23 protein-coding genes, 1 tRNA gene and 1 pseudogene are annotated in these 26,454 nt (G+C 56.4%); 13 read left to right on the top strand and 12 right to left on the bottom strand.

Translation table 11 applies throughout. The features are described 5' to 3' along the window. Positions 1 to 218 precede the first annotated feature (218 nt). On the top strand, positions 219 to 1,022 hold the full coding sequence (gene dkgB / locus V7Q49_RS11490) for a 2,5-didehydrogluconate reductase DkgB (RefSeq protein ID WP_333851304.1): 804 nt from the start codon (positions 219 to 221) through the stop codon (positions 1,020 to 1,022). A gap of 1 nt (position 1,023) precedes the next feature. Here dkgB and yafC read toward each other — a convergent pair. Beyond that, a pseudogene (gene yafC, locus V7Q49_RS11485) lies at positions 1,024 to 1,955 on the bottom strand (DNA-binding transcriptional regulator YafC). A 104-nt stretch (positions 1,956 to 2,059) separates the two neighbouring features. Between yafC and V7Q49_RS11480 the strand changes: the two are divergent. The 3 genes from V7Q49_RS11480 to V7Q49_RS11470 all read left to right on the top strand — a co-directional run bounded on the left by V7Q49_RS11480 (position 2,060) and on the right by V7Q49_RS11470 (position 5,024). Next, positions 2,060 to 3,235, top strand: a complete 1,176-nt coding sequence (locus V7Q49_RS11480; RefSeq protein WP_333851301.1) for an MFS transporter — start codon at positions 2,060 to 2,062, stop codon at positions 3,233 to 3,235. Between the two features lie 139 nt (positions 3,236 to 3,374). Continuing rightward, positions 3,375 to 4,175, top strand: coding sequence for an endonuclease/exonuclease/phosphatase family protein (locus tag V7Q49_RS11475; protein ID WP_032616661.1), 801 nt, complete (start codon positions 3,375 to 3,377; stop codon positions 4,173 to 4,175). A 78-nt stretch (positions 4,176 to 4,253) separates the two neighbouring features. Beyond that, complete coding sequence (locus V7Q49_RS11470; RefSeq protein ID WP_333851297.1) at positions 4,254 to 5,024, top strand: class I SAM-dependent methyltransferase; 771 nt, start codon at positions 4,254 to 4,256, stop codon at positions 5,022 to 5,024. A gap of 53 nt (positions 5,025 to 5,077) precedes the next feature. Here V7Q49_RS11470 and mltD read toward each other — a convergent pair whose 3' ends face one another. Beyond that, the gene (gene mltD / locus V7Q49_RS11465; protein ID WP_333851295.1) at positions 5,078 to 6,445 is read right to left on the bottom strand and encodes a murein transglycosylase D; all 1,368 of its coding nucleotides are present in this window, start codon (positions 6,443 to 6,445) and stop codon (positions 5,078 to 5,080) included. 71 nt (positions 6,446 to 6,516) lie between these two features. Then, positions 6,517 to 7,272, bottom strand: a complete 756-nt coding sequence (gloB, locus tag V7Q49_RS11460; RefSeq protein WP_333851293.1) for a hydroxyacylglutathione hydrolase — start codon at positions 7,270 to 7,272, stop codon at positions 6,517 to 6,519. 32 nt (positions 7,273 to 7,304) lie between these two features. On the opposite strand from gloB, the gene V7Q49_RS11455 reads away from it, so the two are divergent. Beyond that, positions 7,305 to 8,021, top strand: a complete 717-nt coding sequence (locus V7Q49_RS11455) for a class I SAM-dependent methyltransferase (protein WP_333851291.1) — start codon at positions 7,305 to 7,307, stop codon at positions 8,019 to 8,021. On the opposite strand, the gene rnhA is transcribed toward V7Q49_RS11455, so the two are convergent. The 6 genes from rnhA to V7Q49_RS11425 form a co-directional block, all read right to left on the bottom strand. Beyond that, the gene (gene rnhA, locus V7Q49_RS11450) at positions 8,022 to 8,489 is read right to left on the bottom strand and encodes a ribonuclease HI (protein ID WP_333851289.1); all 468 of its coding nucleotides are present in this window, start codon (positions 8,487 to 8,489) and stop codon (positions 8,022 to 8,024) included. Positions 8,490 to 8,590: 101 nt separating this feature from the next. Then, positions 8,591 to 9,661 carry an ABC transporter ATP-binding protein gene (locus tag V7Q49_RS11445; protein WP_333851287.1) on the bottom strand — a complete coding sequence of 357 codons (1,071 nt, stop codon included), beginning with the start codon at positions 9,659 to 9,661 and terminating at the stop codon, positions 8,591 to 8,593. Next, on the bottom strand, positions 9,654 to 11,423 hold the full coding sequence (locus V7Q49_RS11440; RefSeq protein WP_333851285.1) for an ABC transporter permease: 1,770 nt from the start codon (positions 11,421 to 11,423) through the stop codon (positions 9,654 to 9,656). The genes V7Q49_RS11445 and V7Q49_RS11440 overlap by 8 nt, the downstream gene beginning before the upstream one ends. Before the next feature lie 87 nt (positions 11,424 to 11,510). Then, on the bottom strand, positions 11,511 to 12,599 hold the full coding sequence (locus tag V7Q49_RS11435; protein WP_333851283.1) for an ABC transporter substrate-binding protein: 1,089 nt from the start codon (positions 12,597 to 12,599) through the stop codon (positions 11,511 to 11,513). 199 nt (positions 12,600 to 12,798) lie between these two features. Beyond that, positions 12,799 to 13,494 carry a response regulator gene (locus V7Q49_RS11430; RefSeq protein WP_333851281.1) on the bottom strand — a complete coding sequence of 232 codons (696 nt, stop codon included), beginning with the start codon at positions 13,492 to 13,494 and terminating at the stop codon, positions 12,799 to 12,801. Next, on the bottom strand, positions 13,487 to 15,139 hold the full coding sequence (locus V7Q49_RS11425) for a sensor histidine kinase (RefSeq protein ID WP_333851279.1): 1,653 nt from the start codon (positions 15,137 to 15,139) through the stop codon (positions 13,487 to 13,489). Before V7Q49_RS11425 ends, V7Q49_RS11430 begins: the two co-directional genes overlap by 8 nt. Before the next feature lie 166 nt (positions 15,140 to 15,305). Between V7Q49_RS11425 and dnaQ the strand changes: the two genes are divergently transcribed. Together dnaQ and V7Q49_RS11415 are read left to right on the top strand one after the other, a co-directional pair. Continuing rightward, entirely contained in the window at positions 15,306 to 16,049 is a 744-nt protein-coding gene (gene dnaQ / locus V7Q49_RS11420) for a DNA polymerase III subunit epsilon (RefSeq protein WP_333851277.1), read from the top strand. A gap of 130 nt (positions 16,050 to 16,179) precedes the next feature. After that, positions 16,180 to 16,256, top strand: a tRNA-Asp gene (locus V7Q49_RS11415). A 99-nt stretch (positions 16,257 to 16,355) separates the two neighbouring features. On the opposite strand, the gene V7Q49_RS11410 is transcribed toward V7Q49_RS11415, so the two are convergent. Together V7Q49_RS11410 and fadE are read right to left on the bottom strand one after the other, a co-directional pair. Then, complete coding sequence (locus tag V7Q49_RS11410) at positions 16,356 to 17,126, bottom strand: amidohydrolase (RefSeq protein ID WP_333851275.1); 771 nt, start codon at positions 17,124 to 17,126, stop codon at positions 16,356 to 16,358. Positions 17,127 to 17,235: 109 nt separating this feature from the next. Beyond that, positions 17,236 to 19,680, bottom strand: a complete 2,445-nt coding sequence (gene fadE / locus V7Q49_RS11405) for an acyl-CoA dehydrogenase FadE (protein WP_333851273.1) — start codon at positions 19,678 to 19,680, stop codon at positions 17,236 to 17,238. 238 nt (positions 19,681 to 19,918) lie between these two features. Between fadE and lpcA the strand changes: the two genes are divergently transcribed. Both lpcA and V7Q49_RS11395 read left to right on the top strand, forming a co-directional pair. Then, entirely contained in the window at positions 19,919 to 20,497 is a 579-nt protein-coding gene (gene lpcA / locus V7Q49_RS11400) for a D-sedoheptulose 7-phosphate isomerase (RefSeq protein ID WP_095280885.1), read from the top strand. 45 nt (positions 20,498 to 20,542) lie between these two features. Beyond that, positions 20,543 to 21,310 (top strand): class II glutamine amidotransferase, encoded by a 768-nt coding sequence (locus V7Q49_RS11395; protein WP_333851270.1) that lies wholly within the window; start codon positions 20,543 to 20,545, stop codon positions 21,308 to 21,310. Here V7Q49_RS11395 and dpaA read toward each other — a convergent pair. After that, on the bottom strand, positions 21,281 to 22,021 hold the full coding sequence (gene dpaA / locus V7Q49_RS11390; RefSeq protein WP_333851269.1) for a peptidoglycan meso-diaminopimelic acid protein amidase: 741 nt from the start codon (positions 22,019 to 22,021) through the stop codon (positions 21,281 to 21,283). The two genes, V7Q49_RS11395 and dpaA, sit on opposite strands and share 30 nt — an antisense overlap. 425 nt (positions 22,022 to 22,446) lie before the next feature. Between dpaA and V7Q49_RS11385 the strand changes: the two genes are divergently transcribed. From V7Q49_RS11385 to V7Q49_RS11370, 4 genes are read left to right on the top strand one after another with little or no spacing between them, the layout of a single operon-like run. Beyond that, positions 22,447 to 23,790, top strand: coding sequence for a Na(+)-translocating NADH-quinone reductase subunit A (locus tag V7Q49_RS11385; protein ID WP_333851267.1), 1,344 nt, complete (start codon positions 22,447 to 22,449; stop codon positions 23,788 to 23,790). Positions 23,791 to 23,793: 3 nt separating this feature from the next. Further along, complete coding sequence (locus V7Q49_RS11380; protein ID WP_333851266.1) at positions 23,794 to 25,032, top strand: NADH:ubiquinone reductase (Na(+)-transporting) subunit B; 1,239 nt, start codon at positions 23,794 to 23,796, stop codon at positions 25,030 to 25,032. Further along, the gene (locus tag V7Q49_RS11375; protein ID WP_333851264.1) at positions 25,025 to 25,819 is read left to right on the top strand and encodes a Na(+)-translocating NADH-quinone reductase subunit C; all 795 of its coding nucleotides are present in this window, start codon (positions 25,025 to 25,027) and stop codon (positions 25,817 to 25,819) included. The genes V7Q49_RS11380 and V7Q49_RS11375 overlap by 8 nt, the downstream gene beginning before the upstream one ends. After that, positions 25,812 to 26,450 carry an NADH:ubiquinone reductase (Na(+)-transporting) subunit D gene (locus V7Q49_RS11370; protein ID WP_032616678.1) on the top strand — a complete coding sequence of 213 codons (639 nt, stop codon included), beginning with the start codon at positions 25,812 to 25,814 and terminating at the stop codon, positions 26,448 to 26,450. The genes V7Q49_RS11375 and V7Q49_RS11370 overlap by 8 nt, the downstream gene beginning before the upstream one ends. Positions 26,451 to 26,454: the final 4 nt, after the last annotated feature.

Genomic DNA, 26,454 nt, shown 5'->3' with positions numbered 1-26,454 from the left:
AATACCTGCCTGTCACGCAGGGGGTCGCGGGTTCGAGTCCCGTCCGTTCCGCCACTTATTGAAAGCCCTGAGCTAACGCTCAGGGCTTTTTTCTTATCTGTCGTCTGATTATTGCTTTAAACGCAAAAATCCTCTGCGTAATACGCTCTTTTTTTCACACATCCCCAGCAGCGATAATCCTCTCTATTAACAAACATGATGAAGAAAAGAGGAATTCAATGACTATCCCTGCATTTGGTCTCGGCACTTTCCGCCTGAAAGACGACGTTGTTATCGCATCCGTTAAAACTGCCCTCGAGCTGGGTTATCGCACGGTTGATACCGCGCAGATCTACGACAATGAAGCTGCGGTCGGTCAGGCCATCGAAGAGAGCGGCGTACCGCGCGACGAACTTTTTATCACCACCAAGATCTGGATCGAGAACCTCAGTAAAGAGAAATTAATTCCAAGCCTGAAAGAGAGCCTGAAAAAACTGCGCACCGATTATGTCGATCTGACCCTGATCCACTGGCCATCACCAAACGATGCCGTGTCAGTTGAAGAGTTTATGCAGGCATTACTGGAAGCCAAAGCCCAGGGGCTGACGCGTGAAATTGGGATCTCTAACTTTACTATCCCATTGATGGAAAAAGCGATTGCGGCCGTTGGCGCAGAAAATATCGCGACCAACCAGATCGAGCTTTCGCCTTATCTGCAAAACCGCCAGGTGGTGAAATGGGCACAGCAGCACGGCATCCATATCACCTCTTACATGACGTTGGCTTACGGCAAAGCGCTGAAAGACGAAACCATTCTGCGTATTGCCGCCAAACATAATGCGACCGCCGCGCAGGTTATTCTGGCGTGGGCGATGGGGGAGGGTTATGCGGTTATCCCTTCTTCAACCAAACGTGAAAACCTGGCAAGCAACCTGCTGGCACAGGATCTGACGCTGGATCAGGATGATAAAAAAGCGATCGCCGCCCTGGATTGCAACGATCGCCTGGTGAGCCCGGAAGGCCTGGCGCCAAACTGGGATTAATTTAACCCACCCTCTGTACCCTAAACCCTCTTACAGCTCCTTCGGGAGCTGTTTTACATGCTCGCTCAGAAAGTCGATAAATGCCCGGATCCGGGTGCTCACCGCTCTGTCGCTGTAGTAGACCGCGCTGAAGGGCATCTCTACTGGCAGGCGCTTGTCTGCCATTAGCTCCACTAACTCACCCCGCGCAATCTCTTTATCAATCATATAATCCGAAAGACATGCTATCCCATTGCCTTCAAGGCATAACTGCTTGAGCGTTTCGCCGCTGTTAGACGATAAACCGCTGACCACTTCATGAAGCTGGCCATCATGGCAGGCAAGGGGCCAGGTGTTAAGCGATACCGGCTCGGTAAAGCCCAGGCACAGATGCTGCTTCAGTTCCTCAATCGTCTCAGGCTTGCCGAAACGGGCAATATAGGCCGGAGAGGCGATGATTTTGCGATAGCTGGTGAACAACGGGCGGGCCCGCAGACTGGAATCGGTCAGCGTCCCGGCGCGTATTGCGACATCCACCTTGCGCTCAATCAGGTTGATAAAGGTTTCTGACGAGACCAGAGACAACGTCATTTCCGGATAACGTTCGCGGAAAGGTTTGATTAACGGCATCAGGAAATGCAGCACCACGGGCGTGGCGGCGTCAATGCGCAACAGGCCGCGTGGTGTGCTGCGGGTTTCCATAATCTCGGTCTCTGCCGCCGCCATCTCCTGGAGGATAGACTGCACGCGCCGGAAATAGCGTTCGCCTTCTTCGGTCAGGCTTAGCTGCCGCGTGGTCCGGTTCAGCAGGCTGACGCCCAGCTTCATCTCCAGCTTTTTGACCGACCGGCTGACGGCCGAGTTAGCCTGGCCCAGCTGTTCGGCGGCGCGGCTAAAGCTGCCGCTCTCAACGACGGCGACAAAGATCGCCAGTTCCTCAGAGGTTGCTTTCATTATTGCTTAATCCGCAAAATTGTATTGATACTGTGAGCATTTTTGTTATTTAAACACTGGCGCATACTCCGTGTCATCTTAATCCTGATGAGACGGAGTTTTTTATGCCTCTGGCGCTACTTGCCCTGACGATCAGTGCCTTCGCAATCGGCACAACCGAATTTGTTATTGTAGGACTGGTTCCTACGATTGCTGACCAACTGGCCATCTCCCTGCCTTCTGCGGGTTTGCTGGTCTCCATCTATGCTCTCGGCGTGGCGATCGGCGCGCCGGTGCTGACGGCCCTTACAGGCAGACTGCCGCGTAAGCAGTTGCTGATGGCGTTGATGGTGCTGTTCACTGCGGGCAATATTCTTGCCTGGCAGGCACCTGATTACACGACCCTGGTGATTGCCCGTCTGCTGACCGGCCTTGCTCACGGGGTCTTCTTCTCTATCGGCTCGACCATCGCGACCAGTCTGGTGCCCAAAGAGAAAGCCGCCTCTGCCATCGCCATCATGTTTGGCGGTTTAACCGTAGCGCTGGTTACCGGCGTGCCGCTGGGTACCTTTATCGGCCAGCATTTTGGCTGGCGGGAAACTTTCCTCGCGGTCTCGCTGCTTGGGGTGATCGCCCTGATCAGCAGTCTGGTACTGATCCCGTCGAACATTCCAGGGCGTGCAGCAGCGACGCTGCGCGATCAGCTGAAGGTGCTGACCCATCCCCGACTACTGATGATCTATGCCATTACCGCGCTGGGTTATGGCGGCGTGTTTACCGCGTTTACCTTCCTCGCGCCAATGATGCAGGATCTGGCAGGATTCTCACCGAGTGCGGTCAGCTGGATCCTGCTCGGCTATGGCGTTTCGGTGGCGATCGGCAACATCTGGGGCGGTAAGCTGGCCGATAAGCATGGCGCCGTTCCGGCACTGAAAATTATCTTTGCTGCACTGGTTGTCCTGCTGCTGGTATTCCAGTTCACCGCCTCGATGCAGTATGCCGCGCTGGCGACGGTTCTGGTGATGGGGATCTTCGCCTTCGGCAACGTACCGGGCCTGCAGGTCTACGTGGTGCAGAAAGCCGAGCTCTATACCCCGAACGCCGTGGATGTGGCGTCTGGTTTGAACATCGCGGCTTTCAACGTAGGTATTGCGCTGGGGTCGATTATTGGCGGGCAAACCGTTGAACACTTCGGTCTGGCGCAAACGCCGTGGATTGGGGCGGTTATCGTTCTCGCGGCATTTCTGCTGATTGGCCTCAGCGGCCGCCTGGATAAACCCGCTCGTGTTGTACTGGGATAAGCATGGTGTAAGCACTCGCTAACAAAACGAAACAGCGGTTTCTCGGTAATTGCGTTGAAAGTGTGAGCTGAAAACCCTATAACATTAGAACCCGCTCCTGTTTCTGGACGGGTTCTGTCTATAGAGGTCGTTTCACATCGTGCGAAAAAATACCTATGCCATGCGTTATGTTGCCGGACAACCTGCGGAGAGGATCTTACCTCCGGGGTCGTTTGCGAGCATTGGCCAGGCGTTGCCCGCCGGCGCACCTTTAAGCAGTGATGAAAAAATCCGGGTGCTGGTGTGGAATATCTTCAAACAGCAGCGCGCCGAATGGTTATCCGTCCTGCAGAACTTTGGTAAAGATGCGCACCTGGTGCTGTTGCAGGAGGCGCAAACCACCCCTGAGCTGGTCAGGTTTGCGACCACTAACTATCTCGCGGCCGATCAGGTACCGGCATTTGTTCTGCCTCAGCATCCGTCAGGAGTGATGACACTCTCTGCCGCGCATCCTGTTTATTGCTGCCCACTGCGGGAACGTGAACCGCTCCTGCGCCTGGCGAAATCTGCTCTGGTTACCGTTTATCCACTGCCGGACACCCGTCTGCTGATGGTGGTGAATATTCACGCGGTTAATTTCAGCCTCGGCGTTGACGTCTACAGCAAGCAGTTACTGCCCATCGGTGATCAGATCGCGCATCACAGCGGTCCTGTGGTGATGGCCGGTGATTTCAATGCCTGGAGCCGTCCACGTATGAATGCGCTTTATCGCTTTGCGCGTGAGATGTCGCTGCGCGAAGTTCGCTTTACCGATGACCAGCGTCGCAAAGCCTTTGGTCGTCCCCTCGATTTTGTCTTCTATCGTGGTCTGAACGTGCACGAAGCCTCAGTGCTGGTAACGCGCGCATCCGATCACAATCCGCTACTCGTCGAATTCAGTCCCGGCAAGCCTGAGAGATAGAGGTGTGTCAGGTCTGCCGTGGGGCAGGCCTGCGCGGGTGCTGCCCTTTATTTTTCATCAACCGAAGGACAGCAAAAAATGACAACACAGTCCCATCATGACAACGTAGAAAAACAGTTTGGCTCCCAGGCGAAGGCCTATCTCACCAGCGCGGTTCATGCATCCGGGCGCGATCTGCAGCGACTGGCTGAACGTCTGGCCGACTTCCCCGATGCCAGCGTGCTGGATTTAGGCTGCGGAGCGGGCCATGCCAGCTTTATAGCGGCACAGCAGGTCGCTCAGGTGACGGCTTACGACTTATCCAGCCAGATGCTGGAGGTGGTCTCTGCGGCCGCCAGTGAGAAGGGGCTGGGGAATATCGCCACCCGCCAGGGTTATGCCGAATCCTTACCCTTTGCCGATCAATCCTTTGATATCGTCATCAGCCGCTACTCGGCGCATCACTGGCACGATGTCGGCCAGGCGTTGCGCGAGGTTAAACGCGTGCTGAAGCCGGGCGGTTTGGTCATCGTTATGGATATTATGTCGCCGGGCCATCCGGTGCGGGATATCTGGTTGCAGACGGTTGAAGCCCTGCGCGACACCTCGCATGTGCGCAATTATTCCAGCGGCGAATGGTTATCGATGTTTACGGAAGCCGGGCTGATTACGCGCGCGTTGCAAACTGACAGGCTGACGCTGGAGTTCTCCTCGTGGATTGCCCGTATGCGCACGCCTGAGCCATTAAGCCAGGCAATCAGGCTGTATCAGGAGAGCGCCTCCGCCGAGGTGAAAGCCTACTTCGAGCTGCAGGAAGAGGGCTCATTCACCAGCGATACACTCTTCGCTGAAGCCCAAAAGGCGGGATAAAACAAAAAAGGCACCGGGGGAATCGGTGCCTTTTTTACATCTGGTCTCTGAAATCAGGAATCCGGGGTGGCGTTGTTTTTCACAAACAACGTTATCCGATCGCCAGGCTGCAGATTGTCGGTATCACTGTTCCAGCGCATGACATCTTTGATGTTTACGCCGTGACGCTTAGCAATACTGGAGAGCGAATCACCTTTTTGCACGCGATAGGTAATGCTATCGCTGTTATTGGCGAGACGCTGCGCGCTGTTACCCGCGCCAATCGTCAGGTTCTGACCTACTTTCAGGGTAGAGCCGCGCAGCTTGTTCCACTGCTGCAGATCTTTCGCGCTCACGCCAAGACGTGATGCAATACCTGAAAGCGTATCGCCTGTACGTACCTGATAGCTACGGCTGTTAACCGGTGAATTATCGGCGATCAGCGTAGACTGAACCGCTGCAATTTCACCCGCTGCCAGAGATACCCGTAACTGTTCAGCGTGTTTCTGCGGCACCAGAACATACTTCGGCCCGCTGTTACCCAACGTAGAGCCTTTCACACCTGCGTTAAAGGCTTTCAGTTTGGTAACCGAGATACCTGCCATATCGGCAACCTGTCGCAATTCAACAGGGTTGTTGATACGCACTCTCGCCAGCGCGCGACTCTCGTCCGAGGTCGGCAGCTTCACGCCGTACTGTTCGCTGTTTTTGAAGATTTCACTCAAAGCCAGCATTTTTGGTACGTAAATTTTGGTTTCCCGTGGCAGTGGAAGCGACCAAAAGTCGGTGGGTAGACCCCGTGCTTTATTCGCTTTCATTGCCTTCAGTACACGACCCTCACCGCTATTATACGCCGCGACAGTTAACAACCAGTCGCCGTCAAACATCTTGTTCAGACGTTGCATCATGTCGAGTGCTGCAGTCGTCGAAGCGACCACATCACGACGCGCATCATAGTTGCGGGTCTGTTTCAAACCATAATTTCGCCCTGTGCTCGGTATGATCTGCCAAAGACCTGCGGCCTTGGCGCCAGACGTTGCATGTGGGTCAAAAGCGCTCTCCACTATGGGTAGTAGTACCAGTTCCATAGGCATGTTACGTTTCTTAACTTGCCCTGCTATCCAGTACATATACGGCTCTGCCCGTAAAGTTACATCGTGGAGATAGCTCTTATTGCTTAAATACTTCTGTTTCTGTTCGCGAATCCGGCTGTTATCCGGAATTCCCATCTTCAGCTCGTCGCCAATAGAGACCCACAAGTCTTGATCCTGTGCGAAAGACGTCCCATCGTCTGCCCATCGCGATTGACTTGTAAACTTCCCTGCTTCCCCTTGACCAGCTGCAGAAAGGCTCTGTGCGTGCTGTTGTACGTTGCCAGTGTTCTGAGACGCCTGGCAACCCACAAGCAGGACAGAGGCGAGTAATATCGCTTTTGCCTTCATGTGTGTGTCAATAGTTGCTTAAAAGACGAGCGATGATAACGACGAATATTTAAAAAGGCAACACGCAATTATCAGAAGTTATCTTTCTTCGCCCTTAACCATGCGAAAAACTCTTCTGGTTGTTGCATATTTGTTTCTTCATTAATTTTATTAATTAAATCAACATCATCTGTTCTGAGAAATAAATTAATTTTACGCTCATTTTTCAGAATTCCGGGGAGTGTTTTTTGGTTTTTTGCACGTAACTCATTAACTTTGCGGTAATAATCCTGAATCGCCGTATCCTCCGGCAAAACGTGCATTGCAAACTTCATATTCGCTAAAGTATATTCGTGCGCACAGCAAATGAGAGTGTCTTCAGGAAGGGCGTTAATTTTCTGGAATGACTGGTACATCTGGGCTGGCGTGCCTTCGAACAGTCTTCCGCAGCCGCCAGAGAACATGGTATCGCCACAGAAAAGATAAGGAAAACTGAAGAACGAGATATGTCCTAAAGTGTGACCAGGTGTGGCAATTACGGAAAACTCCGACTCAAGAATGAGGATCTTTTCTCCATCTTCGACTACGCGGGTCGTTCCCTTATTTTGTGTCTCAGCGGGGCCGTAAACCACAAGATGCGGAAATTTTGCACAGATCGCCGCCACGCCGCCCACATGGTCGTGGTGATGATGGGTCAACAGGATTGCTTCTGGCTGCCACTGGCTTTGCTCAATGGCCCTCAGCACCGGTTCAGCCTCGCCAGGATCGACAATGATGCAGCGGCCTTCATCATTGGTTAAAACCCAGATGTAATTGTCCTGAAAAGCAGGAATACTGTTAAGATTCATACATTACCTCTCATAGCGTGGCGGGTGTTTTGATGAAACCGGCAAGGATACCTCAGATTGTCTCAGCACCCGCACATTGGGCGGAATTGCCCTGGGGTGAATACTATCGCGAAGCGCTTGAGCAGCAGCTTAAGCCCTGGTTCGCAAAAATGTATGGTTTTCACCTGCTTAAGATTGGCAATCTGAGCGCGGAAATCAACACTGAAAGTTGTGGAATTTCACATCAGGTCAATGTTTCGCTCGGGGGCGACCCGGTTCAGGTGAAGGCCAATCCTTTGCATCTGCCGTTTGCGGAAAAATCCGTGGATGCCTGCCTGCTGGCGCATTCGCTGCCCTGGTGCGACGATCCGCACCGGTTACTGCGCGAAGCCGACCGGGTGCTGATTGATGATGGCTGGCTGGTGATTAGCGGCTTTAATCCGATGAGTCTGATGGGTTTGCGCAAGCTGGTGCCGGTGCTGCGCCGCACCCCGCCGTACAACAGCCGGATGTTTACCCTGATGCGCCAGCTGGACTGGCTGTCGCTGCTCAACTTTGAGGTGATGCACCATAGCGGTTTTCAGGTCATTCCCTGGACGCGGCAGGGCGGGAAGATGCTCACCACCCATTTCCCGGCGCTGGGCTGCATGCAGCTGATTGTGGCGCGCAAGCGAACCATCCCCCTGACGCTCAATCCCATGAAGCAAAGTAAAGCGAAAGCGCGGTTGCGTGCCGCCGTCGGCGCCACGCGACAATACCGTAAGCCCTGATCAGGCATCCGGTTTGTATCCCACATCTTCATGCTGCGGATTCATTGCGGCAGCGCGGGCCAGCTCGTCGCAACGTTCGTTTTCGGGATGTCCGGCGTGGCCTTTCACCCACTCCCACTGGATTTTATGCTGGCTGAGTGCCGCATCCAGGCGCTGCCAGAGATCGACATTCTTCACCGGTTTTTTGTCGGCTGTTTTCCAGCCCCGTTTTTTCCAGTTATGGATCCACTGGGTGATCCCCTGGCGCACATACTGGCTATCGGTGCTCAGCACAATATCGCAGTGCTCTTTTAGCGCCTCGAGGGCCACAATCGCGGCCATCAACTCCATACGGTTGTTGGTGGTCAGGCGATAGCCTTCGTTGAAGGTTTTTTCGTGCTCGCGATAACGCAAAATCGCACCGTAGCCCCCCGGACCCGGGTTGCCGAGGCACGATCCGTCGGTGTAAATCTCTACCTGTTTACGCATCCTGGCAGACATCCTGTAATCAAAACGGTAAGTCTGACATAAATGGTCGCCGTCAGCACAGCAAAAACGACAGGGGGCGCTGGTGGCCGCCCCCGGTGGGATCAGGATTTCGGGAAGATCCAGACGTGCTCCTCCGGCAGCGCCAGATGGCAATGTTGCGGATCGCGCACCTCTGCGCCGTAGGCGCGGATGACGAACTCATCCCCCGCCGTGCGGAACAGATACTCCCAGCGGTCACCGAGATACATGCTGGTCAGCATGGGCAGCTCAAGCTGATTTGCCCCGGGGCCGTCGGTGACCACCACGCGCTCAACGCGGATCACCGCCGTCGCCTCCTGACCAGACTGAACGCCTTCGCCGGCCCGTCCCCACAGGGCCCAGTCGCGACCTTCGATGCGCGCTTTCCCCTCGCGGACGTCGGTCACTTTCCCGTGCAGCCGGTTGTTACTGCCCATGAACTCCGCCGTAAACAACGTTTTTGGCGAGCCATACATCTCCTGCGGCGTACCCTGTTGTTCGATCTTGCCGTTATTCAGCAGCAGGATCCGATCGGAGATCGCCATGGCTTCATTCTGATCGTGCGTCACCATCAGCGCCGACAACCCCAGTTTGACGATCAGCTCGCGCAGAAACACCCGGGCCTCTTCGCGCATCTTGGCGTCAAGATTCGACAGCGGTTCATCCAGCAGGATCACCGGCGGGTTGTAGACCAGCGCCCGGCCAATGGCCACGCGCTGCTGCTGTCCGCCGGAAAGCTGATGCGGATGGCGATGCGCGAGATGGCCGAGCCCGAGTTGCTCCAGCACCGCGGCAACCCGTTGCGCGATTTCCGCTTTCGCGACTTTACGCAGTTTCAGCGGGTAGGCCACGTTCTCAAACACCGTCTTATGCGGCCATAGCGCGTACGACTGAAACACCAGCCCCAGGTTGCGCTCTTCGGCGGGGACTTCGCTGCGCGGCGTGCCGTTATAGACGCTTCTTTTGCCGATAGTAATCTTGCCCTGGGTCGGCTTTTCCAGCCCGGCAACGGCACGCAGCAGGGTGGTCTTGCCGCTGCCGGAAGGTCCCAGCAGCGACACAACTTCACCGGGTTTCAGTTCCATGGACACCCCTTTCAGCACCGGGTTGTCGCCATAGGTTAAATGCAGGTCTTCAACCGATAACTCAATCATGTAATTTCACTCCAAAACGAAGGGCGATACCCAGGCCGACCACTACCAGCAGGATGTTGATAAAAGAGAGCGCCGCGACAATATCAATCGCTCCGGCTGCCCACAGCGAAACCAGCATGGAGCCGATAGTTTCTGTCCCCGGTGACAGCAGATACACGCCGGTTGAGTATTCACGTTCAAAGATCAGGAACATCAGCAGCCAGGAGCCAATCAGCCCGTAGCGGGAGAGCGGAATGGTGACGTGACGGGTGATCTGCCCGCGGGTCGCGCCGGTGCTGCGCGCGGCCTCTTCCAGCTCCGGCCCTACCTGCAGTAGCGTCGAGGAGATTAGGCGTAGCCCGTAAGCCATCCACACCACGGTATAGGCCAGCCAGACGCTGAAGATGGTGCTGCGCAGCGAACGCAGCCAGGGCACCAGATTGTCCCGCAGCCACTGTGACCACGGCATATCGGAAAGGGCGCCCGATTTCAGGGCGTTATCCAGCCACATCGGTATGAACAGGAAAACCCACAGGAAGGCCAGGCCCGCCAGCAGGCCGGGAACCGCACGCGGCACCAGCACGCTGTAGTCCAGCGCGCGGGTTATGCCGTCGGGTTTGCGGTGCATGGCAATGCCGATAAACAGATAGCAGGCCACCGCCAGGGCGCCGCCGAAGACGCCGATGGCCATGGAGTTGACGATCGCCCGCAGCAGGTTAGGTTGTTCCCAGATACTGCGGAAAGTCTGGAACGACACCTCATCCCAGAGCGAGACCCCGACGCCCCAGTTAGAGATAAAGGCTCGCAGCATGACGCCTACCAGCGGTACGCCGATGGTGACGGTCAGCCAGCAGGCCACTACCGCCCCGGCGACCCAGCGCCATTTTCCCAGCGGCAGCGCGCGTGCCTGCGAGGCTTTGCCTTTCACCGTGACAAAGCGGTTAGCGGTTCGCATCAACCGACGTTGCAACATCACCAGCGGGATGGTGAGACAGATCAGCACCACGGCCACCGCTGCCATCAGGTGATAAGAGGGGGTGCCGAGTTTATTGGTCAGCTGATACAGATAGGTCGCCAGCACCAGGTTGCCTTCCGGATCGCCAAGCACCAGCATCAGGCCAAACACCTCCAGCCCGAGGAAAAACAGCAGCACGCAGGCGTAGAGAATGGACGGGCGCACCATGGGCAGGCTAACGGAGGTCATCACCTGGAGCGGCGTGGCACCGGCAATACGCGCCGCTTCTTCCACATCCGATCCCACGCTGCGCAGCGCCGAGGAAATATAGAGATAGGCGTGCGGAACGTGGGTCAGGCCGGCGATGATAACGATGCTCGGCATGCTGTAGATGTTCCACGGCACGAAGCCAATCAGCGATTTCGCCCACAGCGAGAAGAAGCCCACCGGCCCGGCGGCTACGACATAGCCAAAGCCCAGCACCATCGGCGAGACAAAAATAGGCACCAGGATCAGCGGTTCAATCAGCCGACGGCCCGGCAAATCCGTGCGTACCATCAGAAACGCCAGAATACCGCCCAGCGGGATGGCAATAGCGACCAGGCCGAACGCCAGAATAAAGCCGCTTTTCAGGGCGGTATAAAAATCGGGATCGGTAAAAATGAAGCCAAACGACTCCAGGCTCCATGTTTTCGATGGCGAAAAGAACGGAGCGGAGAGGAAACTTTGTATCACAATGAACGATAACGGGACGTAGATAACCAGGGCGGTTATCAACACCACGATACCACGCGGCAGGCTCTGCCACTTTCTAGCCAATGCACTCATGTCACATCCCTTCAGTGTACAACCCTGAACAGTGAAAACAGACGAGAGGAAAGGGCGTGCGGCATGGCGCCACACGCCACCTCGCCACTATTTCTGTGCGGCAGCGCGCCACTGTTTGATGTACTCCAGGCGTTTTTTCTGCTGTAAAAATTCCAGCAGATTTTCATCCACCGGGATCGGTTTCAGGGCGTTGCCCAGGCGTTTGGTTAACCCGGCGATATCGTTGTTACCTTCGATATCATTACGCAGAGAGGGGATGTCGGCCTTGTTCGCCAGAATGCTCTGGCCTTTTTCAGACAGGACGTAGTCCAGCCACAGCTTCGCGGCGTTGCTGTTCTGCGCCCCCTGGCTGATAAAGGAGACGCGCGAGAGGACCAGGGTGTAATCCTTCGGATAGATGATGCCGAGCGCCGGGTCCGTCTTGGCGCGGGCTTCAGCATAGGAGCCGAGGATGTTAAAGCCGATCAGGTTTTCACCGGATGAGACTCGTTCCATCATGGTACCCGTTGAGGACTGCACGGCTAACCCACCTTTGGCAACGTCAGCAAGGGTGGTGAAATAGGCCGGATCGGCGCGGGAATCCTGTACCGATAGCATAAAGCCGAGGCCGGATTTCTCGATATCATAGGTGGTGACTTTTTTGCTGAACTCGTCGGGCTGGCTGGCGATCAGTTTCGCCAGTGTCGCATGAGAATCCGGCACGCTGTTGGCCGGGATCTGCCGTTTGTTATAGATAAACACCACCGGCTCGTAGGTGGTGCCGTAGGCGCGGTTTTTCCATACCGCCCAGGCCGGGATCTGACCCTGCTCAGGAGAGGTATATTCCATCGCGTAGTCGGTCGCCAGCTTCAGCGCGGTGTCCATGGATGAACTCCAGACCACGTCGCCGCTGCTGCTGCCTGCGGCCTGTTCGCTGATATAACGGTTGTACAGCTCGGTGCTGTTCATGTCGTTATATTCCACTTTGATCCCCGGATAGGTGGCTTCGAACCCCTGAATCAGCGGGCCTGCGGCTTTGGTATCGGTGGTGGAATAAACGACCAGCTTACCCTCTTTGGTTGCAGCATCGACGACCTTTTGATAATCGGCGGGATAGCCCTGAGGCAAAGCAGACATGGCAGACGTAGAGAACAGCACAGCGGTAGCAAGCAGAGAAAGATGTAGTTTATTTAACATTGTTATTAACCTTTGGCTACGTTTGAGAAACTAAAATTCAACATAGCGCATCGGATTTCTCAGACAACAGGGCCCAATTTTTATCTCACCGAAGTGTGATTGCTGGCTTTTATTCGGCAATTAACACCATAAACACCACGGCAGGCACCAAAAAAAAAAAAGGCCGTCGGAGGCCTGTTAGTGGAATAAATGCGGTCGCTCATTCGCCGAGCTTACGGTAGAGCCGTCGCGGATGCCCGATATTGCCATACTGCATTTCAACGCTGATAAAGCCGGTCTCCACGCAATATTCCAGATAGCGGCGACCGGTGGTTTTACTGATCCCCACCTCTTCGACAATCTGCTCCACCGACCAGCAGCGATCGGGGCTGGTGGTAAAAGCGTGTTGAATCCGCTCGAGGGTATTGGGCTCGATCCCTTTGGTCGACGGGGCGGGCGGCGCAGCACGGGTCGGCAGATTAAACAGCTTGTCCAGCGCGTCCTGATCCACCACCTTCACATGCCGCAGCGTGCGCAGCAGGGCCACAAACCGCTCCAGTGAACTCTGCAAACGTTGAAACGAGACCGGCTTAATCAGGTAGTCAAACGCCCCGTGGCGCATCGCCCGGCTGCAGGTCTGCATATCGCTGGCGGCCGTCAGGAAAATGACCGAGCAATCAAAGCTTTTCAGCAGGGCGCTGTCGATTAAATCTACCCCCTGACCATCGGGCAGATAGTTATCGAGCAACACCAGCCTCGGCTGGTGAAGCTGTAACAGGGACCGGGCCTGTTCCAGCGTGGCGGCAATCCCCACCACGCGCAGCGGGAAATGTTGTTCGATATAGTCGCGGTGCAAACCGGCCAGATAGGGTTCATCTTCCACAATGACGACATCGAATTCACGGGTGTTATTCATGGTGCTGTCCTGTTGCCTCGGTGACCGTTAAAGGGATAAAAACGGTAAATATCGCCCCCTGCGGGGCATTGTCTGCAATTTCGATACTGCCGCCTGCCTGCCGGACATAGCTTGCCACCAGATACAGGCCGATACCGTGATCCGACCCGGTCAGGGCGTCAGGGCGAGTCGGTTTGCTGGTCACCCCCTGTTCAAACAGGATGGGTTTCAGCGAGTCATCCACGCCGCGGCCCTGATCCGCTACCTCAATCACCAGCTCGTGGTTTCGGTCGGAAATGTAGAGCGCCACAGGTGAGTAGGGGGATGCAGTTTGCAGCGTTGCTTCTACCGCATTATCCAGCAGGTTGCCGATGATCGACATCAGCTCGGTTTCGCTGATGGCCGTCGGCTGGTGGGCTAGCTGGCAGGCCGGGTCAAAGGTCAGCTCGATGCCTTTTTCACGGGCGCTGACGTATTTGCCCAGCAGCAGACCGCACAGGGCAGGGGAAGTGAAGCGGGTCGAGACAAAATCCAGCGCCGCCTGCGCTCCTTCGGACTGGGCTTCGATATAGCGCATCGCATCGTCATAACGCTGCATCTGCAACAGCCCGGCCAAGGTCGCGGTCCAGTTCATCTGCTCGTGGCGCATAATCCGCAGATTATCCGCATAGCGCTTCACCTGGCTCAGCTGGCTGCTGAGGGTGTTAATGTCATTTTTATCGCGGAAGCTAAAGACCCAGCCGCTCTCCTTGCCTGGCTCGAGTTCGATAGGCACCCGATTAACAATCACCTGCCGCTGATTCAGCACCGTGATCTGATCGTGGTGATGACCGTCATCGGGCATCTTTTCCCCGGTAAAAAAGGTGGGGGGCGTCTGCAGCACGGCCGCCAGCGGTTTGCCGAGGATCTCGCTTTCGCTCTGACGAATATCGAGCAGCTCTCGCGCGGCGCGGTTAATGGAGATCAACTGCCTCTCCGCATTGATGGCAAATACCCCTTCATACATCGCCTCAAGCAGGGCTTTTTGCTGCCGCACCAGCAGAGCGATCGCCTTGGGCTCCAGCCAGAACATCTGTTTTTTGACGTTGCGGGTAAAGACCCAGGAGAACATAAACAGCAGCAGTAACAGCACCACACCGTATAAGGCGGCCTGCCAGAGGATACGAGCATTGATACTGTTAATGTATGAAGTCAGATACCCGACCGAGACAATGCCAATGACCTCGTTCTGCGCGTTGCGTATCGGGGCCTTGCTGCGAAGCGAAAAGCCGATCCCGCCCTGGCGCGCGGAAATAATGGTTTTCCCCTGCAACACCTCTGCGTTATCCCCGCCAATCATCGGTAAATTAATGCGCTCCGGCGATTCAGAGTGATAAAGATGTTGTTCGCGCACGTCGCCTATCACGATAAAGCTGGCGTCGCTTTGGTTACGCAGAGGCTGGATCAGCCGGGCAATCCCCGCCAGGTCGCGGTTAGCAACTTTAAGCGCCAGATCGGGCATCAGGGCGATCTCGCTGGCCTGAACCCGCGCGCGCTGGCCGATATCGTGATGCAGCTGCCGATCGATGAAATGAAACAGGACGGCGCCCAGCAGCGCGAGAAGGAGACAGGAAAATGCCACCAGCGACAGGAAGAGTTTGACCTGAAAGGGGATCCTGAGAGTCATAGCGCCCGCTGCGATAAGAGTTGAATCGGAGCAGCCTGGCATGCGAAAAACGGTGTCGCAATCTGCTGGCGACAGAGTTGTGAACTGCATCGACACGGCGATTAGCGCTTTGAACGCCTGGTCAGGTTGTTTACAATGTCGCCGTCGAACAGAGCAGGTTTTCAGAATGAGTATTGCAGACACACATAACGCCGACAGGATCATCGTCCTCGATACCGAAACCACGGGTATGAACCAGATCGGTGCTCACTATGAAGGGCACAAGATCATCGAGATCGGTGCGGTAGAGGTGATCAACCGCCGTCTTACCGGCAATAACTTCCACGTCTACCTGAAGCCAGACCGGCTGGTGGACCCGGAAGCCTTTGGCGTTCACGGTATCGCAGATGAATTCTTACTGGATAAACCCACCTTTGCTGACGTCGCCGATGAATTCATCGACTACATCAAAGGCGGCGAGCTGGTTATTCATAACGCCTCGTTTGATATCGGCTTTATGGATTATGAATTCAGCAAGCTCAACCGCGGCCTGCCGAAGACCGACACCTTCTGTAAAGTCACCGACAGTCTGGCGATGGCGAGAAGGATGTTCCCCGGCAAGCGTAACAGCCTCGATGCCTTGTGCTCACGCTATGAAATAGATAACAGTAAACGTACGCTGCACGGGGCATTGCTCGATGCCCAGATCCTGGCCGATGTCTATCTGCTCATGACGGGCGGCCAGACAGCGCTGGCCTTTAACGCGGATAGTGATTCACAGAATCAGTCCGGAGAGAGTGAAATCCAGCGCGTCATTCGTCAGAGCAGCGCATTACGGGTCATTCTCGCCAGCGATGAAGAGCTGCTGGCACATGAATCTCGTCTCGATCTGGTGCAGAAGAAGGGCGGAAGCTGCCTCTGGCGCGGTTAATTGCGACGGAAATGCTGGTAAAATAACCGTTTGGATCGTTTTTGCAGCAAACGATTCAAAAGAAGAGAAAAAGCATTGACGGGATCGGAGGCAAACCGTAATATCTGCCTCGTTCCCAAGGGAACACAGCGGAGCGGTAGTTCAGTCGGTTAGAATACCTGCCTGTCACGCAGGGGGTCGCGGGTTCGAGTCCCGTCCGTTCCGCCACTATTCAGAAGGCCTGAATCAGCAATGATTCAGGCCTTTCTCATTTTATCGCGCGGCAGATTTGGCCGGGCAAGCAGCGCGGTGCCGCCCGGCAGATGTTTAGTTAATGCTAAACGGATCGGCATCCTGCCACGCAGGAAACTTCTCCCGATACTCTCTCAGTGCCGTCAGCGACAGCTCGGCGTCGATGCGCGTCGCATGGTGCGGCTCTGCGGTGGCGATAATCTCCCCCTGCGGGTTAATCACCCGGCTGTCACCGCGATAGTGATGTCCGTTGCCGTCTGTACCCACCCGGTTGCAGCCTGCCACATAGGCCTGGTTCTCAATCGCCCGTGCGGTCAGCAGCGCCTGCCAGTGCAGCGAGCGTGGAGCGGGCCAGTTAGCGACATACAGCGCCAGGTCATAATCGTTACGGTTACGCGACCATACCGGGAAGCGCAGGTCGTAACAGACTAACGGCAGAATGCGCCAGCCGCGCCACTCAAACACCAGCCGCTCGGTACCCGCTTCATAGTGCTGGTGCTCATCCGCCATGCGGAACAGGTGGCGCTTATCGTAGAAATGCACCTTGCCCTCGGGCTCAACCAGCAGAAAACGGTTAACCGGCCCGCGTTCGGTCTGCAGCGCGGCGCTCCCGGCGATTAACGCCTGGGTTTGCTGCGCCCTTGCCTGCATCCAGGCGACCACATCCTCCTGCGGGAGGGACTGTCTTGCCGCTTCCATGGCAAATCCGGTGGTGAACATTTCTGGCAGGATAATGATATCGCGTCCGGCGATCCCCTCCAGTTGACGATCAAAATGACGCAGGTTGGCGGGACCATCCATCCACACCAGCGGTTGTTGTAAAAGCGTAATCTTCAAACCAGGCACAGTAAGACTCCTCGAAGAACCCCATTTTGACACTGTAGCACGACAATCAGAGAAACGGGTGGCAATAAAAAACCCCGCACCAGGCGGGGTTTTTTAGCCCTGAAACGGGTTATGCGGCTTCAGGTTTACGTACGATTTCTGTCAGCTTTACCGGCTGTGTCGCCAGCTCTTCGGGGTCGAAATCATCAACGTTGATACTGCGCAGACGGCTCTCTTCAGCTTTGATCAGCAGGGCTGCTTCATCCTTGCTGATGATACCGCCAGCCAGGGCCTGTTTCGCCAGCTCATCCAGGCGGGTGAACGGCAGGTTTTTGCCCAGCTGTTTGCAGATCTTCTGATGAATCGGATCGGCCGCCATCACATCCAGCAGCGCCTCTTCCAGCAGACCCACCGGGTTATGCTCGCTCGGGGTCAGATACTGGCCGCGGCCAATGCGGGAGCGGGTCGCGCTCGGTATCTGCAGGATCTTCGCCACTTTATGATCCAGCTTATCGGACGGCGCCAGATAGTGACGGCCGGTCGGGAAGATGACCACGCGCAGGGCACCCGCGACAAAGCGGTTCGGGAAGTTCACCAGCAGATCGTCAATGGCCTGCTCTGCCTGATACAGCGCGTCCTGCACGCCCCAGTGCACCAGCGGCAGATCCGCTTCATGCCGGCCTTCGTCGTCGTAGCGTTTCAGTACCGCGGAGGCGAGGAAGATCTGGCTCAGCACATCACCCAGACGCGCGGAGATACGTTCCCGGCGCTTCAGGCTGCCGCCCAGCACCGCCATCGACACGTCGGAGAGCAGCGCGAGGTTGGCACTCAGACGGTTCAGATGCTGGTAGTAACGACGGGTTGCATCGCCTGTTGGGGTCGCGCTGGTAAGACCGCGCGTCAGGCCCAGCCAGAAGCTGCGCACCTTGTTGCTGCCCACGTGACCGATATGTTTGAACAGCAGCTTATCGAAGGCATCCACGTCGTTGTTCTGCGCGGCGGCCATCTCTTCCAGCACGTATGGATGGCAGCGGATTGCGCCCTGACCGAAGATCATCATGCTGCGGGTTAAAATGTTGGCCCCTTCCACGGTGATAGCAATCGGTGCGCCCTGATAGCCGCGCGCCAGGAAGTTGCCTTCGCCGAGCATAATGCCTTTCCCGCCGGCAATATCCATCGCATCAATGATCGACTGCTGCGCACGGTGGGTACAGTGGTACTTCACAATCGCGGACAGCACGGCCGGCTTCTCGCCGAGCATGATGCCGTAGGTAATTAATGAAGCTGCCGCATCCATCACGTAGGCGTTACCTGCGATACGGGCCAGTGGCTCCTCAATCCCTTCCATCTTACCGATAGAGATCTTGAACTGACGGCGGATGTGGGCGTAAGCGCCAATCCCCATCGCCACCGATTTCAGACCGCCGGTTGAGTTCGACGGCAGGGTAATGCCGCGGCCCACCGACAGACATTCCACCAGCATACGCCAGCCCTGACCGGCCATTTTCGGGCCACCGATGATGTAATCAATCGGCACAAAGATATCCTGACCGCGAGTCGGACCGTTCTGGAACGGCACGTTCAGCGGGAAGTGACGACGACCAATTTCCACGCCCGGGGTAGAGGTAGGGATCAGCGCACAGGTAATGCCCAGATCTTCTTCACCACCTAACAGCTTGTTCGGGTCGGAGAGTTTAAAGGCCAGACCCAGCACGGTAGCGATTGGCGCCAGCGTAATGTAGCGTTTGTTCCAGGTCAGGCGCATACCCAGCACCTGCTCACCCTGCCACTCGCCCATGCAGACCACGCCGGTATCCGGGATGGCGCCTGCATCGGAACCCGCTTCCGGGCTGGTCAGGGCGAAGCAAGGGATTTCCAGGCCGCGTGCCAGACGCGGCAGGTAGTGATCTTTCTGCTCTTCCGTACCGTAATGTTGCAGCAGTTCGCCCGGGCCTAAGGAGTTAGGCACGCCCACGGTGATCGCCAGGATCCCGGAGACGCCAGACAGTTTTTGCAGCACCCGAGCCTGAGCGTAAGCAGAGAACTCCAGCCCGCCGTACTCTTTCTTGATGATCATCGCGAAGAAGCGATGCTCTTTTAAAAATGCCCACAGTTCCGGCGGCAGATCGGCCATCTCATGGGTGATCTGGAAGTCATTCGCCATCCGGCAGGCTTCTTCAACCGGACCATCGATAAACGCCTGCTCTTCAGCAGTAAGGCGCGGCTGCGGGTAGTTATGCAGCTTTTTCCAGTCTGGCTTGCCCTGGAACAGATCGCCTTCCCACCAGGTGGTGCCTGCGTCAATCGCCTCTTTTTCAGTGCGTGACATCGGCGGCATCACCTTACGGAAGCCACGGAATACCGGAGCCGAAATCAGTGACTTACGCATGGAGCGGACGTTGAACGGCACCAGAATGATCGCCAGTGGGACCAGCACCCAGGTGGTCCAGATGCCGGCGACGCCAAGCGCCGCAGTCCAGGCCAGTAAGATGAAGCTGCTCAGAATTAAGCTGACCCGGTGATAGAACAACACCCCGAGCAGAACAACGGATAAGAGAATACTTAAAATCATCATAAAGAAATGCTCCCTGTCTTGTAGGAGGTCTGACCACTTGTGATGATATGGTTGTAGTGGATGTTATTTCTTTTAGCAATGCATTCACAAAATAATTACAACCTGGTTCACATTGTTCAGGTTTTACGCGGCACAAAAAAGCAAAACGCCCGTCGATTCATGCGGCTTTAGCTTCTCGCTTTTCCCGCTATCCGGTAAACTTGCTCTGTTATTTCATCAATACTGAAGGATTATCCTCATGTACCAGGATCTTATTCGTAACGAACTGAACGAAGCGGCGGAAACGCTGGCTAACTTTCTGAAAGATGAAGCCAATATTCACGCTATTCAGCGCGCGGCGGTCCTGCTGGCCGACAGCTTCAAAGCGGGCGGTAAAGTGCTCTCCTGCGGCAATGGCGGTTCACATTGTGATGCCATGCACTTCGCTGAAGAGCTGACCGGTCGCTATCGTGAAAACCGCCCGGGCTACCCGGCGATTGCGATCTCTGATGTCAGCCACATTTCCTGCGTGGGCAATGACTTCGGTTACGATCACATCTTCTCCCGCTATGTCGAAGCAGTGGGTCGTGAAGGGGACGTTCTGCTGGGGATTTCCACCTCCGGCAACTCCGGCAACGTGATCAAAGCGATTGAAGCGGCACGTGAGAAGGGGATGAAAGTCATCACCCTGACCGGCAAAGACGGCGGCAAAATGGCGGGTACGGCGGATATCGAAATTCGCGTGCCTCACTTCGGTTACGCCGACCGTATTCAGGAAATTCACATCAAAGTGATCCACATCCTGATTCAGCTGATCGAAAAAGAGATGGTTAAGTAAGACTTCGCTGGGGGCATATCGCCCCCGCTGTTGTGGAGGTGATATATGTGCGAACTGCTCGGGATGAGCGCCAATGTGCCAACCGATATCTGCTTTAGTTTCACCGGGCTGGTGCAGCGCGGGGGAGGAACCGGGCCGCATAAAGACGGCTGGGGTATCACCTTCTACGAAGGGAAAGGCTGTCGCACGTTCAAGGATCCACAACCCAGTTTCAACTCTCCGATTGCCAAACTGGTGCAGGATTATCCGATTAAATCCCGCTCGGTGGTGGCCCACATTCGCCAGGCCAACCGCGGTGAAGTCGCGCTGGAAAACACCCACCCGTTTACCCGCGAGCTGTGGGGACGAAACTGGACCTACGCCCATAACGGCCAGTTGAGCGGCTATAAGTCGCTGGAGACCGGCAACTTCCGCCCGGTAGGGGAAACCGATAGTGAAAAGGCCTTCTGCTGGCTGCTACACAAGCTGACCGAGCGCTACCCACGTACTCCCGGCAACATGACCGCGGTGTTTAAATACATTGCCTCGCTGGCGTCCGAGTTACGTGAGAAGGGCGTGTTCAACATGCTGTTGTCTGACGGGCGCTACGTGATGGCGTTCTGCTCCACGAACCTGTTCTGGATCACCCGGCGGGCACCGTTCGGCGTGGCAAAGCTACTGGATCAGGATGTGGAAATTGATTTTCAGACAGAGACCACACCAAACGATGTGGTCACTGTGATTGCGACGCAGCCGCTGACGGGCAACGAAACCTGGCAAAAGATTATGCCAGGCGAGTGGATCTTATTTTGTCTCGGGGAGCGCGTAGTTTGACGCCAGCTGTGGCTGGACGACTTCGTGGCTCAGCGGCTTGCTGACCACGTAACGTCCATCCACCACCGAAACGGTTGGCGGCTTACGCGTCTGCTGGAAGTAGTCGTAACCCGGCTTCAGCTGATTCCAGAAATCTGCGTAGTAGGACCTTTTGTGACGTGCCATATTGGCGTCGGTCATCCGGAACGGATAGATGCTCACCTGCACCGCAGACTGGCCAAACACCAGCGCACCGGTCACAAACTGGAAGATCTCATCAATCCCGGTGTCGGTCATGGCGTAGCAGCCAACGGAAACACAGGCACCGTGGATCATCAGGTATTTACCGTCATAACCATGGGCACGGTCATAGGCATTCGGAAAGCCGATATTGATGGCTTTATAGAAGCGGCTGTCCGGTTTTAGCTGGCTACGCTGGACGCTGTAAAACCCCTCCGGGCTTTTAAAATCGCCCTGACGCTGTTTCGGGCCGAGGCCGCCGGAGTAGTTACAGATTTTATAGCTGTCGAGCAGCTGATACGTCTCGCCCATCTTCACGAACAGGTCTAACGTGCGCTCTTCCTTAAAGATCTGGATATAGACCGGAGAGCCCATCAACTGCTGCTTGTATTCTTTGCTAACGGGCGTCGTGGAGCTGTTGCTGCTGAGCAGCCCGGCAAACGAAACGCACGGAATAAGAAGCATCGCAATGAACAATGCGATTTTACGCATACTACATGTTCCTTGATAAAACGTAACCAACTTGCCAGGACGGCAAAAGAGACCCGAAATCAGATTTATCTGCATTAGGCGTGCTCACATTAGCACCACTGCATTTTTTCGCAAGCGCCAGCACGACGGTTTACAAAATAGTTTTACCTTATAACCTGGAATGGCCCCGCTGGCATTGAGAACTTTGCGTAATCGGTCGCATTTTAGCACCTGCCGCTGCGTTATCGCTGCCGCCCGATCGGTGAAAATGGTACACTGCGCCCGTCTTATGACCGAAGGGTAAGAAAGGAAGCTTTTTCAGGATCATCCGCGATCCTGCTGGTCACACAGGCGAGTTCTCGCCGCCTTTCTTCATCCTGTGCAACGACTTCTGACTCGTCCGGCTCCCTGGCCGGAACGGTTATTCATGGATATCAACTAACACTATGATTAGAATCAGAAAAGGACTTGATTTACCGATTTCCGGTATTCCCGTACAGCAAATTTCGCCCGGTGCGACACCCCGCCATGTGGCGATCCTCGGGGACGACTACATAGGGATGCGTCCCACCATGCTGGTGCAGGAAGGCGACAGCGTCATTAAGGGCCAGCCGCTCTTCGAGGATAAAAAAAATCCCGGCGTTCTCTTCACCGCACCCGCCAGCGGGACGATCGCGGCTATCCATCGCGGCGAGCGCCGGGTACTGCAATCGGTGGTGATCCGTCTGGAAGGTGACCGGCAGCGCGAGTTTACCCGCCACGATGTCGCAGAACTGCCCACGCTCTCCCGCCAGGCCGTTCAGGCGCAGCTGCTGGAGTCCGGCCTCTGGACGGCGCTGCGTACCCGCCCCTTCAGTAAAACCCCGGTGCCCGACACCCTTCCGGCCGCCATTTTTGTCACCGCCATAGATACCAACCCGCTCAGCGCCGACCCGCAGCCGATTATTCTGGCGCAGCGTCAGGCGTTTGACGCCGGCCTGACCCTCCTGACGCGCCTGACCGAGGGCAAAGTGCATGTTTGCCAGGCGGGCGGTGGCAAGCTGGGCGGGCACCCGCAGGGGAAGGTAACGTTCAATGCCTTCGCCGGGCCGCATCCGGCAGGGTTGCCTGGGACGCACATCCATTTCCTGGAGGCCGTCAGCCTGACCAAACAGGTCTGGCATCTGAACTACCAGGACGTTATCGCCATCGGCAAGCTGTTCACCACCGGCGAGCTGTGCACCGAGCGGGTTATCGCCCTGGGCGGTCCGCAGATGCGCAACCCGCGTCTGGTGCGCACCTGCCTGGGGGCAGACATCAATGACCTGCTGGTGGATGAAACCCTGGACGGCGAAAACCGGCATATTTCGGGTTCCGTACTTAACGGCAGGCATGCCGCAGGCGCGCAGGCCTGGCTCGGGCGCTTTCATTTACAGGTTAGCGTGGTGAAGGAAGGGCGCGAGAAAGAGCTGTTCGGCTGGGTGATGCCCGGCAGAGAGAAGTTCTCCGTTACCCGCACGACGCTGGGCCACTTCCTGCGCAACAAGGTGTTTAACTTCACAACCGATACCCACGGCGGCGAGCGGGCGATGGTGCCCATCGGCAACTACGAGCGCGTGATGCCGCTCGATATCCTGCCGACCCTGCTGCTGCGCGATCTGCTGGCGGGCGATACTGACGGCGCTCAGGCGCTGGGCTGCCTCGAGCTGGATGAAGAAGATCTGGCGCTGTGCACCTACGTTTGCCCCGGTAAATACGAATACGGACCGGTATTGCGCGAGGTGTTAACCCGCATTGAGCAGGAAGGATAACTGATGGGCCTGAAACATCTCATTGAAAAGCTGGAGCCGCATTTTACCCACGGCGGCAAGCTGGAAAAGTACTACCCGCTGTTTGAAGCGACCGCGACGCTCCTTTATACGCCCGGCCAGGTCACCAAAGGGGCCGCGCACGTGCGCGACGCCATCGACCTCAAGCGCATGATGATCCTCGTCTGGTTCGCGGTGTTCCCGGCAATGTTCTGGGGCATGTACAACGTCGGTCTGCAGACCATCCCGGCGCTGACGCATCTTTATGATGCCCAGCAGCTGCCGCAGATTATCGCCGGCGACTGGCACTACCGGGTGGCGCAGATGCTGGGCGTCAGCTTTACCCCTGATGCCGGTTGGATCAGCATGATGACGCTGGGAGCGGTCTACTTCCTGCCTATCTACCTGACGGTATTTCTGGTGGGCGGCTTCTGGGAAGTGCTGTTCGCGATTATCCGCAAGCACGAGATCAACGAAGGCTTCTTTGTCACCTCCATTCTGTTCGCCCTGATTGTCCCGCCAACGTTGCCGCTGTGGCAGGCGGCAATGGGCATCAGCTTTGGCGTGGTGATGGCGAAGGAGATCTTCGGCGGTACCGGACGCAACTTCCTCAACCCGGCCCTCGCCGGACGGGCGTTCCTGTTCTTTGCCTACCCGGCGCAAATCTCCGGCGATCTGGTCTGGACGGCGGCGGACGGTTTCTCCGGGGCGACGCCGCTGTCGCAGTGGGCCGCCCACGGCGGCGAGGCGCTGGTCAACAACGCCACCGGCCAGCCGGTCAGCTGGTTTGATGCCTTTATCGGCACCATTCCGGGCTCGATAGGGGAAGTTTCCACGCTAATGATCCTGATTGGTGGTGCCATCATTCTGTTTGGCCGAGTCGCCTCCTGGCGCATTGTGGCGGGCGTGATGCTCGGCATGATCCTCACCGCGACGCTGTTTAACCTGATTGGTTCGGCGACCAACCCGATGTTCGCCATGCCGTGGTACTGGCATCTGGTGCTGGGCGGTTTCGCCTTTGGCATGATGTTTATGGCCACCGACCCGGTGTCGGCCTCCTTTACCGATAAAGGCAAATGGTGGTACGGGGCGCTGATTGGCGTGATGTGCGTGCTTATCCGCGTCGTGAATCCGGCCTATCCGGAAGGGATGATGCTGGCGATCCTGTTCGCCAACCTGTTTGCGCCGCTGTTCGATTACCTGGTGGTGCGTGCCAACATCAAACGGAGGAAGGCGCGTGGCTGAGATAAAAAATAATGACAGCATCGGCAAGACGCTGATGGTGGTTGTCGTGCTGTGTCTGGTCTGTTCCATCGTAGTAGCGGGCTCTGCGGTAGGGCTTAAATCCCGCCAGCAGGAGCAGCGCGCCCTCGATAAGCAGCGTAACATTCTGGCGGTAGCGGGGCTGATGCAGGGTGAAATGAGCGCCGACGATGTGGCGCAGATCTTTGCTGAACGTATCACCCCGCGTCTGGTGGATCTCAATACCGGCGAGCTGCTGGAGAGCGATCCGTCCAGCTATAACCAGGCGCAGGCGCTGAAAGATCCGCAGCGCAGTACCGAGCTACAGGCGAGCCAGGATCCGGCTGGCATCAAACGCCGCAGCAATACGGCGGAGATCTATCTGGTGCGCGATGAGCAACAGCGCGTTCAGGAGCTGGTCCTGCCGGTGTACGGCAACGGGCTGTGGTCGATGATGTATGCCTTCGTCGCTCTCAACACCGACGGCCGCACGGTTAAGGGCATCACTTACTACGATCAGGGCGAAACCCCGGGGCTGGGCGGCGAAGTGGAAAACCCGGCCTGGCGGGCGCAGTTTGTCGGCAAAAAAGTGCTGGATGAGAACGGCCAGCCAGCGCTGAAAGTGATGAAAGGGGCCGCGCGTCCGGGTGATGAGTACGCTGTCGATGGCCTGTCCGGCGCCACGCTGACCTCAAACGGCGTGCAGCACAGCTTTGATTTCTGGATGGGCGAGATGGGTTTTGGACCCTTTCTTAAAAAGGTACGTGAAGGAGAGCTGAACAATGGCTGATGCGGGCGAACTGAAAGAAGTTAAACGGGTTCTTATCGGGCCGCTCATCGCTAACAATCCGATCACCCTGCAGGTGCTGGGCGTCTGTTCGGCACTGGCGGTCACCACCAAGCTGGAAACCGCCGTGGTGATGACCCTGGCAGTGACTTTGGTGACAGCGTTTTCCAGCATGTTCATCTCGATGATCCGCCACCACATCCCCAACAGCGTGCGCATTATTGTGCAGATGGCGATCATCGCCTCGCTGGTGATCGTGGTGGATCAACTGTTGCGGGCCTTTGCCTACGAAACCTCAAAACAGCTGTCGGTGTTTGTCGGCCTGATCATCACCAACTGCATCGTGATGGGGCGCGCAGAAGCCTATGCCATGAAGATGCCGCCGCTGGCGAGCTTTATGGACGGCATCGGCAATGGTCTCGGCTACGGCGTGATCCTGCTGACGGTCGGTTTCCTGCGCGAGCTGATTGGCAGCGGCAAGCTGTTTGGCATCACCGTGCTCGATACCGTGCAAAACGGCGGCTGGTATCTGCCGAACGGCCTGTTCCTGCTGGCCCCCAGCGCGTTCTTCATTATCGGTTTGCTGATCTGGGCGGTGAGAACCTGGCGTCCTGAGCAGCAGGAAAAGGAGTAACCGA

This window comes from Leclercia sp. (assembly GCF_036780805.1).
Lineage (GTDB): Bacteria > Pseudomonadota > Gammaproteobacteria > Enterobacterales > Enterobacteriaceae > Enterobacter.
Note: the sequence above shows the minus strand (reverse complement) of the source record. Positions and strands in the feature narration are given on the sequence as shown.